The 14,693-nt window shown below is 44.5% G+C and carries 15 protein-coding genes and 1 pseudogene; 14 read left to right on the forward strand and 2 right to left on the reverse strand.

The genetic code is table 11. The features are described from left to right. Positions 1–30 precede the first annotated feature (30 nt). The 3 genes from QFZ81_RS14325 to QFZ81_RS14335 all read left to right on the forward strand — a co-directional run bounded on the left by QFZ81_RS14325 (position 31) and on the right by QFZ81_RS14335 (position 4,525). The gene (locus tag QFZ81_RS14325; RefSeq protein ID WP_307603129.1) at positions 31–3,729 is read left to right on the forward strand and encodes an FIMAH domain-containing protein; all 3,699 of its coding nucleotides are present in this window, start codon (positions 31–33) and stop codon (positions 3,727–3,729) included. A gap of 179 nt (positions 3,730–3,908) precedes the next feature. Further along, positions 3,909–4,151 carry a hypothetical protein gene (locus QFZ81_RS14330; RefSeq protein WP_307603131.1) on the forward strand — a complete coding sequence of 81 codons (243 nt, stop codon included), beginning with the start codon at positions 3,909–3,911 and terminating at the stop codon, positions 4,149–4,151. 68 nt (positions 4,152–4,219) lie between these two features. Then, complete coding sequence (locus tag QFZ81_RS14335; RefSeq protein ID WP_307443227.1) at positions 4,220–4,525, forward strand: glycoside hydrolase family 30 beta sandwich domain-containing protein; 306 nt, start codon at positions 4,220–4,222, stop codon at positions 4,523–4,525. A gap of 26 nt (positions 4,526–4,551) precedes the next feature. Here QFZ81_RS14335 and QFZ81_RS14340 read toward each other — a convergent pair whose 3' ends face one another. Both QFZ81_RS14340 and QFZ81_RS14345 read right to left on the reverse strand, forming a co-directional pair. Next, positions 4,552–4,704 (reverse strand): hypothetical protein, encoded by a 153-nt coding sequence (locus QFZ81_RS14340; protein WP_171688098.1) that lies wholly within the window; start codon positions 4,702–4,704, stop codon positions 4,552–4,554. Positions 4,705–4,807: 103 nt separating this feature from the next. Continuing rightward, positions 4,808–5,563: an ArsR/SmtB family transcription factor gene (locus QFZ81_RS14345; protein ID WP_307606900.1), complete on the reverse strand. Its 756-nt coding sequence runs from the start codon at positions 5,561–5,563 to the stop codon at positions 4,808–4,810. A 251-nt stretch (positions 5,564–5,814) separates the two neighbouring features. Between QFZ81_RS14345 and QFZ81_RS14350 the strand changes: the two are divergent. The 11 genes and pseudogenes from QFZ81_RS14350 to QFZ81_RS14400 all read left to right on the forward strand — a co-directional run bounded on the left by QFZ81_RS14350 (position 5,815) and on the right by QFZ81_RS14400 (position 14,663). Further along, positions 5,815–6,163 (forward strand): annotated as a pseudogene (locus QFZ81_RS14350) (ester cyclase). A gap of 67 nt (positions 6,164–6,230) precedes the next feature. Further along, the gene (locus QFZ81_RS14355; RefSeq protein ID WP_307443224.1) at positions 6,231–6,632 is read left to right on the forward strand and encodes an ester cyclase; all 402 of its coding nucleotides are present in this window, start codon (positions 6,231–6,233) and stop codon (positions 6,630–6,632) included. An 87-nt stretch (positions 6,633–6,719) separates the two neighbouring features. Next, positions 6,720–7,256 (forward strand): NADPH-dependent FMN reductase, encoded by a 537-nt coding sequence (locus tag QFZ81_RS14360; RefSeq protein WP_307443223.1) that lies wholly within the window; start codon positions 6,720–6,722, stop codon positions 7,254–7,256. A gap of 202 nt (positions 7,257–7,458) precedes the next feature. Then, entirely contained in the window at positions 7,459–8,112 is a 654-nt protein-coding gene (locus QFZ81_RS14365) for a M48 family metallopeptidase (protein ID WP_307443220.1), read from the forward strand. 378 nt (positions 8,113–8,490) lie between these two features. After that, the gene (locus tag QFZ81_RS14370) at positions 8,491–8,940 is read left to right on the forward strand and encodes a DUF3888 domain-containing protein (RefSeq protein ID WP_307443219.1); all 450 of its coding nucleotides are present in this window, start codon (positions 8,491–8,493) and stop codon (positions 8,938–8,940) included. 193 nt (positions 8,941–9,133) lie between these two features. Beyond that, the gene (locus QFZ81_RS14375) at positions 9,134–10,288 is read left to right on the forward strand and encodes a serine hydrolase domain-containing protein (RefSeq protein ID WP_307443217.1); all 1,155 of its coding nucleotides are present in this window, start codon (positions 9,134–9,136) and stop codon (positions 10,286–10,288) included. A gap of 144 nt (positions 10,289–10,432) precedes the next feature. Then, complete coding sequence (locus QFZ81_RS14380) at positions 10,433–10,789, forward strand: DUF3870 domain-containing protein (RefSeq protein WP_307443215.1); 357 nt, start codon at positions 10,433–10,435, stop codon at positions 10,787–10,789. Positions 10,790–10,913: 124 nt separating this feature from the next. Further along, positions 10,914–11,738: a M55 family metallopeptidase gene (locus QFZ81_RS14385; protein ID WP_307443214.1), complete on the forward strand. Its 825-nt coding sequence runs from the start codon at positions 10,914–10,916 to the stop codon at positions 11,736–11,738. Positions 11,739–11,759: 21 nt separating this feature from the next. Further along, complete coding sequence (locus tag QFZ81_RS14390) at positions 11,760–12,692, forward strand: ABC transporter permease (RefSeq protein ID WP_307443212.1); 933 nt, start codon at positions 11,760–11,762, stop codon at positions 12,690–12,692. A gap of 1 nt (position 12,693) precedes the next feature. Further along, complete coding sequence (locus tag QFZ81_RS14395) at positions 12,694–13,611, forward strand: ABC transporter permease (protein ID WP_307443211.1); 918 nt, start codon at positions 12,694–12,696, stop codon at positions 13,609–13,611. A gap of 20 nt (positions 13,612–13,631) precedes the next feature. Next, positions 13,632–14,663, forward strand: coding sequence for an ABC transporter ATP-binding protein (locus tag QFZ81_RS14400; protein WP_307606901.1), 1,032 nt, complete (start codon positions 13,632–13,634; stop codon positions 14,661–14,663). Positions 14,664–14,693 lie beyond the last annotated feature (30 nt).

The following is a 14,693-nucleotide window of genomic DNA, read 5'->3' on the forward strand; positions in this document are numbered from 1 at the left end:
TTAATATTACGAAAATAAGGAGGCTTTCAAATGTTTAAGCAACAGGTTCAAAAAAAGATAGTAAACTTAGTTCTTTCATTTGCACTTGCTTTTTCGTTTATTAATCTGTCCGCTCATCCAGCATCAACGATTCATGCAAGTACGCCAGATACCAATACACTCAACTCTTCGGTAATGGAAGCTGTTTATTTTCCTGCAGAAACGGGTTCAGTCAATCTGTTGGATCCCTCTCGTTTTACACCACAAGCAGGTATGAATCTAAAGGTAAGTTCAGAAGCTGCTGATCATCCAGGAGTAGACGCTTTGCGATCGGGAGGCAGCGGCTACTGGCGTAATTCAAGCTCAAATGTCTATAAGAGTAACTATTCGCCATCCTCACTGGCATTGACCCTTGACTTAGGCGTTCCAAAAACGATTGATAAACTTTACCTTGAAATACCCAACACAATTGCAAATATTCAAAGCAATGCGACAAGATTTGAGGTTTATTACACAAATGACTCCAATTCTTGGGCAAGTGCTCCCACCGCCTCCGACACAGCAAACAATTATAATTGGAAGGCAAACGGCTGGACGCTAGCCGGCGGGACGGAAACGGAAGGTTTATGGTCTTATGTCACTTACAACGGACAACAATGGGGCTATGATACCAAGACATTCTTGTATCCGTTTACAGCACGGTATGTGATGATCAACACGCTACTTGTTGGACCCAGCGATAAGCGCGCGAATGATACCAGTTCAACGATGGGGATATCCGGCTTGGCTATCTACGGCAAAGATTCGGTATCTAACACAACCGCATTGGTACCGGCTAAGGATACCTACAGCACATGGGATCAGGTTGCACCTAAATCTACAATTATAAGCCTTACGAGTGGACAGACGCTTACGTGCATTACCAGAGGCGATACTACGCTTCGGCCGAATATCGATTACTCGTTAACTGGCAGCACAGTTACATTCTCTCTTCCATACCTTGCCAAACTGCCACTTGGTACGAATGAATTCAACTTTCATTTTAACAGCGGAAACCCATCCATATTTGAATTGGACGTAATTGCCCGCGGTTATGGTGCGAATGACAAGACGATCAAGATGAACGCAATTGAAGGCGTATCTCCTTATAACATTTTAGGCGGCGCAATGGGGACGGACGAGCCGGTAGAAGGCGTGACCAAAAGAATAAGAGACGCTTACCACGAATTTTACGGTGATCAGCCTAAGACGACTGCGGCCGACGACCATATTAAAAGCATTTGGGACAGTACCTTGCAAAAAAATGTATTCAAGGTCATTGCGAACGGCAGAGGCTTGAATAATGAATTCCTTGATAAGGTTCGCGACGGTGAGTATGGCCACAAAGGTATTTTTGATCGGAATTTAGGCTATGTGGTTGACGGTGCAGCTATCACGGACAGGCAGCGGATTGAAATTCGCCCCAGCGAAGATTCAAACGGCGATTTTGTAGCCTATGAAGGCGACTTGGTTTCCTATGAATGGCTCTGGAATATTCCGGACGGCAATCAGTGGAATCAGTCAAACTTCCGACATATTTTCCAGTTGAAGGCTGTGAATCGCCAAGCGCCTGATACTTTACCGGGTGGAAACAACGGTGGTGAAAACGGTGCTTATATCATGGCTATGTCGATTTCGGGAACGAACAGCAGGGATCTGGTCGTGAATCATAACCGATATGACGGCGATAAGACCTTGATGAGAATTCCGTTAAAAGAAATCGACGGCCACTGGATTAAGGTTGAACTTAACGCGCTTATTTCGGATAGCGGCTGGTTCACAATTAAGATAACGGATAGGGTAACCGGTAAGGTATACACTTATGACAGCCCGGATGTTTATCAAGTGTTCACAAACAAAGGCGCAAGTGACGGTACGAAAGATATATGGAGAAGACCGGAAAGAGTCGGCGGCTTCGAGACGGAGTATCCAGCTGCATTTGATCAATATTTGCGTCCCAAATGGGGCATTTACCGCAGCTCTGCTAACGGAACCAACTCTGCCTATGACGCTTCGCTTCAACTTGCTGACATAACTATAAGAAAGGTGGCATCAGGTTTATCATCAGTAAACATTGCCCTTAATAAAAAAGCGTATAACCTAAGCAGGGCAGCAGGTGCCAACCCGATCCAGATGCAATCTGCTATGGCTAACGAATACGGTAATGCAAACAAACTGACCAATGGTGTACTGGAAGACCCAACAAAATGGAATGTTACCAACGTCACCAGTCTGAATCAAATCGGAAATTATTCATGGCTGGGTACTGACGGAGAGAGAAAAGGCAGTTTCGTCATTGACCTTGGCCAGGCCATGGATTTTAGCCAATTAAGACTATTTGCAAAATCCAACAGGTTAAAAGGCGCAACTGTTTATGTATCTGATGATTTTGGAAACCATACATCGGCTGTTGAATTTGACGCAATGACGTTTAAACAAGTGGATAGACAGACTGCTCAAGGTTATACGTATGCAACTGGCAACAATAATGGAGGCACTGATTCTGAAGATGGTTCCTATCCAATTAACCTTGGTAAGACCTATCATTCCAGATATATCAAGGTAATGGTAGAGAACGCATCAGGCGGTAATTCCGGCACGGATCTAACAGGACCTCCACGTCTTACACAGGTTCAAGTGTTCAATGCACCAACTCCTCCACAGAATCTTACAATTGAAGCAAATGAGTTAGCTAAAAATCTGAAATGGGATACTAATGATTTAAGCGAAGGTTACGCAATTTATAATGGAGCAATTGTACTTGCTGACTTACCGGTAACCGCAACAAGCTATACTTTACCAAGCAGCATAACCGATGTGTCCAAAGTCGCCGTTAGATCAAAAGGAACAGACCCGAATTCCCGTAAGTTAATGATATCGGCACCGACCTTGGTGGTAGATCCGCAAGATGTTACACCTCCTAAAACGGAAGTGCGGATCGAGCCGTCGCTGCGGAATGGCTGGCTGAACAAGGATGGGTCAGTCGCACTGACGGCGCTTGACGATCTCTCCGCTGTAGTGAAAACGGAATACGAGGTGGGGGATAACACGGAATGGCAAACCTATGCTGGGTCAATCGCTTTCAAGAACGAAGGCGTGTATCGGCTGCAGTTCCGCTCGGTTGACGCTGCGGGTAACATCGAGCAAACAAAGGAGCTAAGCGTCCAGATCGACAAAACGAAGCCGGTCTTTGTTCTGACGGCAAACGGGGAACCGCTTGCGGAAAGTGCTGTTTTCTCCGACGACCGTTCGATTGCGCTGCTCTTGAATGCGAACGATGCATTGTCCGGCTTAGAGAGCCAGGAACTCGCCCTGGACGGAAAGCGTTTGGAAAACGGCGCTTCCGTAGATTTGACCGGCAATCTTGGCCTCCATACGCTGAAGATCGTTATCACCGATCTGGCCGGCAATAAGACGGATGAAACTGTTAGCTTTACCATTGCAGCCACCCCCGAAGGACTGTCCAACTTGATTGACCGCTATGCCAAAGCAGGTGAATTGAAAGGGCCACTGATTAACCAATTGCGCAACAGCCTTGACCAGGCGCTGTATCAATTGGGCAAAGGCGACAAAGACAAAGCGCTTAAACATATGCAGGATTTCCTGAAGCATCTGAATAATATGTCGATGACAGATAACGTCTCCGAAACAGTGAAGTCCATCCTCACGGCTGATGCCAAAGCTTTGATCGAAATTTGGTCCGCAAAATAAAGAGCATTTACGTATTATATGCAAAAGCATCCGGCCATCCTTGGAGGCCGGATGCTTTTTTATGGTCAATTCATCAAGAGGCGGATTTGGCTTGGGTAAAGGATAACATACCGAATGATTCTACCATTGTCATCGATGGGGAGAAAAAGTATCAATAGATCGACGGCTTCGGTGCGGCTATGACGGATTCATCCGCCTGGTTGATTGCGAACAAGCTAAATCCTGAGCAAAGAAGCGATCTGATGAATAAATTGTTCGATTATAAGCAAGGCATCGGCATTAGCTATTTGTGGCTCCCGATGGAAGCCGCGGATTTTTCTCTAAAGAGCTACACATATGACGATGTGCCAGAAGGGCAGACTGATCCTGAGCTTAGGAAATTTTCGATCGATTATGGGCCCCTGATTTCGCGGACAGTCTGAAGTGGAATTTGGCCCTTGATGAAACGTACGGGCCCAAGAACGGGGGTTGTCCCAAATGTCGCGGCTTCGTGAAGATCGATCAGAAGATCGGGGCGATTTCCTATAATCCGGAGTATTATGCTTTCGGGCATGCGGGTAAGTTTGTGCGGGCGGGAGCTTATAGGATCGATTCGAACGCGCTCGGCAGCGGAAATATCGAGGATGTCGCCTTCCGAAATCAGAACGGTTCCGAGGTGCTCGTCGCTTTTAATTCAGCTGCTGAGAGCAGATCGTTCAAGGTGCAGCGGGGAAGCAAGTCGTTCTCATACGTGCTTCCTGCTGGCGCGGCAGCTACTTTCGTATGGATGGGAGAAAAGAGAGGCGCGATAAAATAAAACCGCCATCTTTGGCGGTTAGTGAATTAAGGTTCATCGATATATTCTTCTTCGTTTGGGATGCTGTTCAAAAGGTTTTTATCTACTTTTTTCTGATCTTGCTCGGTGTTGGTGTCGCAGTTAACAATACAATTCATTATTTCTTCGGAGTTGTCTTGAATATTTGTGTACTCAACCATGTTTGAACCTCCTTTCATTGAATTAGAGTTTCCAAGATCAAGCCATTTATTCGAGTAGGGATTTGGACGCTTATGAAGAAGCGTAGTTTTCTATTTGCTTTTATTAATCGTTAGTAAGTGTTGAGCCGGTTTCAAGTAATGTCTTCATACCCGAAAGTACAATAGGTAGACCCATTTCAAGAATCTTTGCGGTGTTTATTGCTTGTTCAAATTCATCATGCACGACTGTTACAAGGGTAATACCGTCTAACTCGGTATGAGAATCGATTTCCCACGTAATACGTGACGGGCTTTCAGAGGCCGTGTCTGGAAACGCGGGGAACTGCCAACTCATAACCAGCTTATGTGGAGGAGACATTTCGAGAATGATTCCATTTGCTAGTTTTTTCTCCTCTCGGTTCCATAGTTCGAAAGAGGAGCCAAATTCCCAGTTGGATCGGATGGCGCAATTGTACCAAAACTTTGATGTCTTGGCCGGATCTGTAAAGGCTTGCCACACTTGTTCGGGTGTCGCTTTAATGGCAATTCGGTTTACATGTCGGGGTTTATTCTCCATATTCGTTTCACGCTCCAATTCGTTTTTAAGTGATGTTAATTCGATAGCCCATGGTTCGGCGTATTTGCTCACCCATCGGTCGTATATTTGCCGTATGGGCACTGAATTTAGATAATGCAGCTTTTCCCTGCCAACTTTTCTGGTGGTAATGAGGTTGGCTTCCTCCAGAATATTAAGATGCTTCATTACACCGAATCTTGACATTTGCAAAGGGGTACAAAGATCGTTCAACGTTCGCCCATCTGTTGCGTGAAGCAGATCTAAGAGTGTGCGACGGCTAGGATCAGCAAGTGCCTTAAATATATCGTTATCTACTTGGAACGCCTCCTTCTAAAAGTATGCTTACGAGCATGCTTTTTTTGTTCTTGACATGTTACCAAATGGTAACGTATTATAAAGGTGACAGTATAGTCACATATTAGCATAAACAAGTTTGTTTGTCAGCCGGCGATAAACAGATCCGTCTAACTCGACTAGTTATTGTAACATAATCGCTCGAAAACATTGTTGTCTCAAAGCATTTCATGTATGTACAAAAAAGGAGATGTTTTATTATGAAAACGATTGAACAGAAGAATATTGAAACGGTAACATCGTTTATTGAGGCTTTTTCGAATCAAAATGATTTGGATTGTACAGATCAATTCTTTTCTAATCAAATAGGGGAGGCATTTCCTGATAAACACTACTCAGTGGAAGAGGTCATTGCCCAAGGGGAGAAGGTAATAGCGAGAATCTTTATGACAGGTACGCATAAAGGTGCGTTTGCAGGAAATTCACCTACGGGCAATTCAGTTAATGGTCACTCAGTTTCGTGAATTTCGTGTAGTAGATGGCGAGATTATCGAACATCGTGGTTGGTTCGATACAGCGACACTTTTGCCCCAAATTAAAGCCAATTAACTTCAGGTTCTGAACGAGAATGAGGTAGTAAAAGGCAAACATATATCAACAAAGGAGATGTTTTATTGTGATAACAATTGAACAGAAAAATATTGAAACGGTAACAGCGTTTATCGAGGCTTTTTGGAATCAAAGTGATTTGGAGTGTACAGAACAATTTTTGTCAACCGATTATCAAGAGCTCTCTTATCAATCAAAAGAAGGTCTGAAACAATTTGCTGGAAGAATATTAGAGGCATTTCCTGATAAACTCTACACAGTGGAAGAGATCGTAGCTCAAGGGGAGAAGGTAATCGTAAGAATGGTTGTGAGAGGTACGCATAAGGGATTGTTTTTTGGAAACTTACCTACAGGCAATTCAATTGATGTTACACTGTACCGTCAATATCGAGTCGTAGATGGTAAGATTGCCGAACATCGAGGTTGGATCGATATGATGACAATGTGGCGCCAATTACAAGCCAACTAATTTCCGGATGCAGTCAAATAACACATGAGAATACTTGCAGAATTGAATCATAAGCTCAAAATAGGAATTCATAAGGAGGCTCTTTATATGCTGAAGATTGGAATTATTTTAGGAAGTACTAGACCTGGACGGGTGAGTCCACAAGTGGGAAATTGGGTCAAAGAAATTGCAGATAAACGCGGAGATGCAAGCTACGAGTTAGTGGATATTGCAGACTACAAATTGCCCTTTTTTGGTGATCCGGGCAGCGAAGAACAAATCAAAAATTGGACTGAAAAATTGAATAGTCTTGATGGTTTTGTGTTTATTACGCCAGAATACAATCACAGTATTACTGGTGCTTTAAAAAACGCACTCGATTTAGCACGTGAGGAATGGAATAACAAAGCTGCAGGTATCATTAGTTATGGGTCAACTGGCGGGGCACGAGCGGCTGAGCATCTGAGAGGAATCTTAGGAGAGTTACTAATTGCTGATGTGAAAGCACATCCAACTTTATCGATATTTACCGATTTTGAGAATTATAGCACATTTAAGCCAGCTGAATTACATCTTCACAATATTAAACTTATGCTGGATCAAGTGATCGCATGGAGTGGAGCGCTTCAAACACTGCGCAAGTAGGTTCAGAACCAATCCGACGACTGTGGGCAAATGAAAAACTAGACAATCACCAGATGAGAAACGCTTGGTCCTTACATACTCAGGGATCAAGCGTTTTCTATTAATTTTAACTAACATAAAGGTTTCCCACATTGCAAAATAAATGGAAAAATGTTTTGATACTTTTATACGATTTATAAATAACCTTTTAGGAACGATGTTTATGAAAATTGAATTTGAAAATAATACGATAGAATTTAATGTTCAATATGGAATTAGAAAAAAGATCTCAATTCATATTGATTCTATGGGTTTCATAACTGTTAAAGCTCCTAATGATACAAGTAAGGAGATGGTGATGAGTGCTGTGAAACATCATGGGAAAGGGATCTCGGAAAAATTACAACTCATTGCGGAAGCTCGAGAAACCCCGAAGACAAGAGAGTATCAAGATAAAGGAAAGTTCCTTCATCTTGGAAAATATGTTTTTCTCCATGAGTTAATCGAGACGGATGAGCTAAATGAAGAAGAATTGAAAATGAATCTTAAGAAGTTCTATTTCTCAAGCTGCAAGAAGATTGTAGGGGAACGAATCAAAATTTATCAAACACAACTAAAAGTAAAACCCAAAACGATTGAGGTAGATGAGTCCAAAACCAAGTGGGGAAGCTGCAGCTCGGACAAAAAAATAACCTTTAATTATCGGTTAGCCATGGCTCCAGTTGAAGTTATTGATTATGTCATCATTCATGAGCTATGTCATCTCCTTCATATGAATCATGATCGATCATTTTGGAGACGTGTAGGAAGCATTATGCCGGATTATAAAGAAAAGGAAGCGTTTTTGGCACGGCATGGACATGCTATGACACTTTGAGAAACAGAACTCAATACTATCTGAAAAAGTCAGCCGGTCTAAGTGAATCGGTTGACTTTTTTCTATTTAGACAAGGAGTATAATGCTTAAAAAATGTAACTATACTTCGAAAAATACGTCTTCAGCTAATTTCGAGGAAGCATTGGATTGGGCAGTCGAACAGGGCTTAAAGCATGTTGAAGTCCGAGTCATTAGGCCGTTCGGATGGGTTTAATTCTAATTTGAAACTAACAAGGAACGATCATTAATAGATAAAGTTTATGAAGCAGGCGCCGCGGCGACCTGTTTTATTTTTGGTGGTAGCGCGCAGATTAAAGTGATGAACATCACTCCTTTTGGAAAACTTATCAATGTAGTTTAACAAAGGGGGGCTTTTCAATGAGAAACAAATGGGTCATTGTTTATGTTCTAATCATTGCATCATTAGTTACATGGCAAATTTCTTGTGCTGCTTCAGCACATACAAAGCCTGAAAAAGATTCCAAGGAATTGAAAATACAAGATATGCTTGTGCTGTTTTTATTACCATATATGAAGGACAAGCTCTCTGAGGTGTATTCCACGGATTTAAAAGGTGCACCAGATTTGTATCCTTATTTTATTGATGTTAAACAGGTAGATCGATTAAACGGGTTTCGAGGGTTTGAATTTCAGATTACACTTGAAGCAACTCCTACTGTGGGACCTCATATTGCTGTTGGCGACGATCTCTTTACATTTGAAGTGAAATCCGGAGTAGATGTTAAACTCGTGAAATTTGAACATTTGAAGGGACCCAATAAAAAGGACTTTCCACCGAATTATCAAGACCTCTTAACCATTCAGTGACGAAGCAGTTAAACCTATAATCCTAAGATAACAGTCAAACCATCGGCAGCAGTCGAGGTTTGACTGTTTTTGCGTATTGTCCTAAGCCCACGTTTTTCTAACAAAAAAAATGCTACACAGCAGGAATAGACTTTATTATAATGTAAATATATCGATAAATTCTTTTGCCAAAAAAGGACAAAGGAGGATCGCCTTGAAATCTTTGGATGAACGGATCCAACAGATTATGGACAAGCATCGGATCGTTGGTTTAGCAGCCTCGATGATTTACGAAGGGCGTTTGATTTGGTGTGGAGGGTATGGATGGGCGAATGTGGAAAGACGCATACCCGTTTCGACTCAAACCATTTTCCGGATTGCTTCAATTTCGAAGACAGTGGTCGCGACAGCGATTATGCAGCTTGTGGAGAAGGGCTTATGCGGTATCGATCAGGATGTAGGAGAACTACTCGGGTTTCTGGTGCGTAATCCAAAGTATCCAGATAAACCGATAACGCTCAAACATATCATGACCCATACTTCGGGGCTGCAAGATGAATATGTTCGCTTTGTCGTTGATTCGCGAAATGAGAACCCGCCCCAAAAACGTCTTGCGGATATCTTATTGCCAGGCGGGACTTATTACACGGACAACCTCTGGGGAGAAGGGAAGGCCGGGGATTCGGATTGCTTTGAATACTCAAATCTGGGTGCCGTCATTCTAGCAACTGTCGTGGAACGGCTTTCGAATGAACGTTTTGACGAATATTGCAAGTGGCATCTGTTCGAACCGCTTCAAATGAACGAGACGAGTTTTCATATTGGCGATCTCAAGGATATGGATTCCGTTGCTGTGCTGTATGAATATTCCGAGGTCAATGATCGATTTATTGTAGGAACGGACGATTTTCGTGGAAGAAAACCGGACGCAATCGATTACAGCGGATATATACCGGGCACCAACGGAGCACTTTTCAGCCCTCAAGGCGGACTGCGCACAAATGTAGATGAATTAACGCGGTTTTTGGAAGCGCATATAAATGCGGGTGAATTGAACGGCGTTCAAATTCTGAAGCCAGAGACAGTGGACCTTATGCACTTCCCTCATTGGTCGGGACATAGACGAGATGGCTTCTTCCGTAATTGCGGGCTCCAGTTTCAGATTACAGACGATCTGATCCCGGGACACAGACTTATTGGACATTCCGGTGATGCTTATGGACTGCTTAGCGATATGTATTTTCATAAACAGGAAAAATGGGGCTTTATTTTACTGATGAACGGTCTTATCCAAAGAAAAGATCATGGCGTTTATTTTGAAGCAGAAGAAGAGCTTACACGGTTATTGCATGCCACTTTCCTTGAGTAAGTGATTCATTATTTACAACATGTTAATTCGATGTTAGAATATATTACACCATTAGTGTTCTAGCTTCTGGCGGTCGTAGGAAGCACCCCCCTTCCCACATCCCGCTCGGAAACCGAACAGAATGCTAATTAGGAGAGTGGTCGTTTGCTTTACGACAAAGACACAATTTATGTTATCGGCGACGCTCAAGCTTCCGTGAACAATCCTATTACTCAGCAGTACAACGCATTTTTTATCGGACTTGTCGTGGATACCACTAGCCATAAAATTATCGATGCAGGATGTTCATCCACAATTCCGCTTACATCGGATTTTGTACGCTCGATCTTTATCGGTCACAATATGCTGCTCCTTGATGTGGTGACGGAGGAAATCCGGCGCAGATATCATGGATCATCTCAGAAGGCTCTGAGCGTAGCGTATAAAGACGCACACAAAAAATATAAATTAGCACTTAACGGCCGAGAAGAACTGGGTTTCCAATCTTCCGGTACAGTGTAAGCTGCTTTATTTATCCGTATGGAAACATACCCGTAAATAAAACCCAGCAAATAGTCTCTTGGGATGAATGTTCCCTTGGCTGTTTGCTGGGTTTTTGCAACTCTACACTATGGGAGGATAACCTATGAAACTGTATATTTCCATTGATATGGAAGGCATCACTGGACTTGTCGATAACACGTTTATCGATTCTAGACAGTACAACTATACTCGCGGGCAGCACATCATGACGGATGAAGCCAATTATGTTATAGGAACTGCTTTTGATTCAGGCTGCAAGGAAGTCATCGTCAATGATAGTCACTCCAAAATGAACAATCTGTTGATCGAGAAGCTCCATCCCGAAACACAGTTGATCTCAGGTGATGTGAAGCCGTTTTCCATGGTACAAGGATTAGACGCCTCTTTCGCAGGAGCGGCTTTTCTAGGCTATCACACTAGAGCGGCCACCAAAGGGGTACTAAGCCATACGATGATCTTCGGCGTTCGTAATATGTACATAAATGATAGAGTAATTGGCGAGCTGGGTTTTAATGCTTATGTTGCCGGTCATTACGGCGTACCTGTTCTATTGGTAGCTGGGGACGATGAGACTGCGATTGAAGCGGAGGAGCTTATTCCGGGAATCACGACAGCGATTGTGAAAAGGCGGATTTCCCGGACTTCGGCTTTGTGCCTAACCCCGGAAAAAAGCGGACAGCTGCTCCGGGAGAAAACGAGGGAAGCATTAGCTAATCGCAGTAAGGTCAAGCCGCTCGTAACGCCGGATAATCCGGTGTTGAAGATTGAATTTGCCAACTATGGTCAAGCAGAATGGGCACACTTGATGCCGGGTACGACCATTGATGATAATAGCCCTATTGTTACTTTTCAGGCTAAAAATATTCTAGAGGCCTACCAAGCCATGTTGGTTATGACGGAATTGGCGATGAGAACGGCATTTTGTTAAAAAGCGGGAGTGGGTGATAGCGTGACACAATATATTCTTCGCAGATTTATCTCCATGATTGTCACACTGTGGCTAATTATTACGGTTACTTTTGCACTGATGCATGCTGTTCCGGGGTCGCCATTCGAAAAGGAGGGCAAGAATTCGAATCCGACGGCGGTTCAGAACATGATGGAATTTTACCATTTGGACCAACCCATTACGACTCAGTACCTGCTTTATTTAAAATCGCTGCTTTCATTGGACCTTGGACCTTCCATCGGCCACTTCCCCGATACCGTCAATTCCATGATCAGCCGGGGATTTCCAGTATCGTTTAAGCTCGGTATCGTGTCCATCCTTATTTCTATCGTAACCGGTATCGCACTCGGCACAGTCGCAGCATTGAGGCAGAACCGAATCATAGACTACCTCGCCATGATCTTCGCCGTTATTGGCATTGCGGTACCCAACTTCATTGTGGCGACCTTGCTGATCAAATATGTAGCAGTCGAATGGAAGCTCCTTCCCGTAGCTACATGGGGAACCTGGAAACATGTCATCCTGCCTGCACTTGCGTTATCGACTGGGCCTCTTGCGATCATTGCAAGATTGACAAGGGCCAGCATGCTGGAAGTGTTGACGGCAGACTACATTGAAACGGCAAGGGCCAAAGGACTGTCGCCCGCAACGATTGTCATTAAGCACGCGCTCCGTAATGCGGTACTTCCGGTCATCACACTGCTTGGTGCTTTGGTAGCCAACGTTCTCACAGGGAGCTTCGTTATCGAAAAGATATTCGCCATTCCGGGAATGGGCAAATATTTCGTTGATGGCATTAATAATCGGGATTACTCGCTTATTATGGGCACGACTGTCTTCTATAGCGCTCTTTTAGTCTTTATGATGTTTCTGGTGGATATCGCCTACGGCATCATTGACCCCCGCATCAAGCTGCACAGGAAGGAGGGGTAGGATGAACGTTCCAGATTCCTTATTTGTCCCAATGAGCAAGAGTAACGGTACGGCTGAAGCGATTGTCCGAATACGGCTGTCGTTCTGGCAGGAAGCATGGATTAGGCTTCGTGCAAACAAACTGGCCATGGTGGGGTTAATCATCGTTCTATTGATGTCGCTACTGGCCATCCTTGGACCGTTCCTTACCGACCATAGCTACTCGAAACAGGTGCTGCTCGATGCCAATCAAAATCCATCTGCAGCCCACTGGTTCGGTACGGATGAACTTGGACGCGACGTCTATGCCCGTATCCTTTACGGAGCACGCATCTCGCTATTTATCGGCCTCATGGCTGCTTTGATCGATTTCGTCATCGGCATTATTTATGGCGGCATCGCTGGTTACTTAGGCGGAAGGATCGACAATCTTATGATGCGGTTCGTTGATCTTTTATACGGGATCCCTTATTTGCTTGTCGTCATCCTGTTGATGGTAGTCATGGGTCCAGGCCTATTAACTATCATCGTGGCTTTAAGTGCCACAGGCTGGATCGGAATGGCACGCATCGTGCGCGGACAAGTGCTTAGTTTGAAATCATCGGAGTACGTGCTGGCGGCAAGGACGTTAGGCGGAGGTGCGGGTTATATTATCCGCAAACATTTATTACCCAACGCGCTAGGAGTCATTATCGTGCAAGTGACGTTCTCGGTGCCATCAGCCATCTTCGCAGAAGCGTTCTTAAGCTTTCTTGGCTTAGGTATTCAGCCTCCCTTGGCAAGCTGGGGCGTCATGGCCAACGACGGTCTGTCGACCATTTTGTCAGGTCAGTGGTGGCGGCTGTTCTATCCGGCGTTTTTCATATCGATGACCATGCTTGCTTTTAATCTGGTGGGCGATGGATTGCAGGACGCTTTTAATCCGAAGAGGAGGAGGTAGCCAACGTGAATGCAACGAACATGTCCGACGTTCTATTGGAAGTGGACAATCTTCATGTCTCGTTCACCACACATGGTGGAGAAGTGAAGGCGGTCCGCGGAGTCAGTTTTACGCTAAGTAAGGGAGAGACTTTGGCTATCGTAGGCGAGTCCGGCTGTGGTAAAAGTGTAACTGCCCGCAGCATGACGCGCCTTCTTCCCGAGCATAGCTCGAAGATCAGCCAAGGCAGTATCCGCTATAAGGGCAGGGAACTGACATTACTCAGTGAGAAGCAGCTGCGAGAGCTGAGAGGCTCTGAAATTTCAATGATTTTCCAAGATGCGATGACAGCCTTAAACCCCACCATCTCCATAGGTGAGCAGATTATGGAAGGAATCATCCGCCATCAGAAAATATCGCGTGCAGAAGCCCGTAAGCAAGCAACTGAAATGCTCGGTCTGGTAGGTATTTCCAACCCCGAGATGCGTTTGAAGCAATATTTGCATGAGTTCAGCGGTGGCATGAGACAACGGATTATGATCGCTATCGCAGCGGTATGCAAACCTTCCGTTCTTATTGCGGACGAGCCGACTACGGCACTGGATGTCACCATTCAGGCCCAAATCATTGAGCTGTTCAAAATGCTCCAGAAGAAAACCGGTGTTTCCATTATCATCATCACGCATGACCTTGGTGTTGTTGCGAATATGGCCGATCGGGTCAATGTGATGTATGCCGGTAAGGTCGTTGAAGCAGGGACAGTGGATGAGCTGTTCCACAATCCGCAGCATCCCTACACCAAAGGGCTGCTGGCTTCCATGCCGCGTCTAGACACGGATAAGTCACTTCCGCTCACTCCAATTGCTGGAACACCGCCGGATTTGTTTGCTCCGCCACAAGGCTGTGGTTTTGCAGCGCGCTGCAGTTATGCCATGGAAGTATGCGGTGCCTATCAGCCGGAGCAGACTGCTGTATCGAGCAGCCATTCGGTTGCCTGTTGGCTTCAGGATCCGCGCTCTCAATTTGTATTCCAGCCGCCGATGAAGAGTAACATTATGTCGGCTCTAGGATAAATAAGACCATGAACGAAGGGGAGAAGTGCT

Source organism: Paenibacillus sp. V4I9, from assembly GCF_030817295.1.
Taxonomy (GTDB): Bacteria; Bacillota; Bacilli; order Paenibacillales; family NBRC-103111; genus Paenibacillus_E.

Bases quoted from the DNA above. Each gene is read 5' to 3' on its own strand.
- QFZ81_RS14325 (WP_307603129.1), top strand. From the start codon at position 31: ATGTTTAAGCAACAGGTTCAAAAAAAGATAGTAAACTTAGTTCTTTCA.
- QFZ81_RS14330 (WP_307603131.1), top strand. From the start codon at position 3,909: ATGACGGATTCATCCGCCTGGTTGATTGCGAACAAGCTAAATCCTGAG.
- QFZ81_RS14340 (WP_171688098.1), bottom strand. From the start codon at position 4,704: ATGGTTGAGTACACAAATATTCAAGACAACTCCGAAGAAATAATGAAT.
- QFZ81_RS14360 (WP_307443223.1), top strand. From the start codon at position 6,720: ATGCTGAAGATTGGAATTATTTTAGGAAGTACTAGACCTGGACGGGTG.
- QFZ81_RS14365 (WP_307443220.1), top strand. From the start codon at position 7,459: ATGAAAATTGAATTTGAAAATAATACGATAGAATTTAATGTTCAATAT.
- QFZ81_RS14370 (WP_307443219.1), top strand. From the start codon at position 8,491: ATGAGAAACAAATGGGTCATTGTTTATGTTCTAATCATTGCATCATTA.
- QFZ81_RS14385 (WP_307443214.1), top strand. From the start codon at position 10,914: ATGAAACTGTATATTTCCATTGATATGGAAGGCATCACTGGACTTGTC.
- QFZ81_RS14395 (WP_307443211.1), top strand. From the start codon at position 12,694: ATGAACGTTCCAGATTCCTTATTTGTCCCAATGAGCAAGAGTAACGGT.
- QFZ81_RS14400 (WP_307606901.1), top strand. From the start codon at position 13,632: ATGTCCGACGTTCTATTGGAAGTGGACAATCTTCATGTCTCGTTCACC.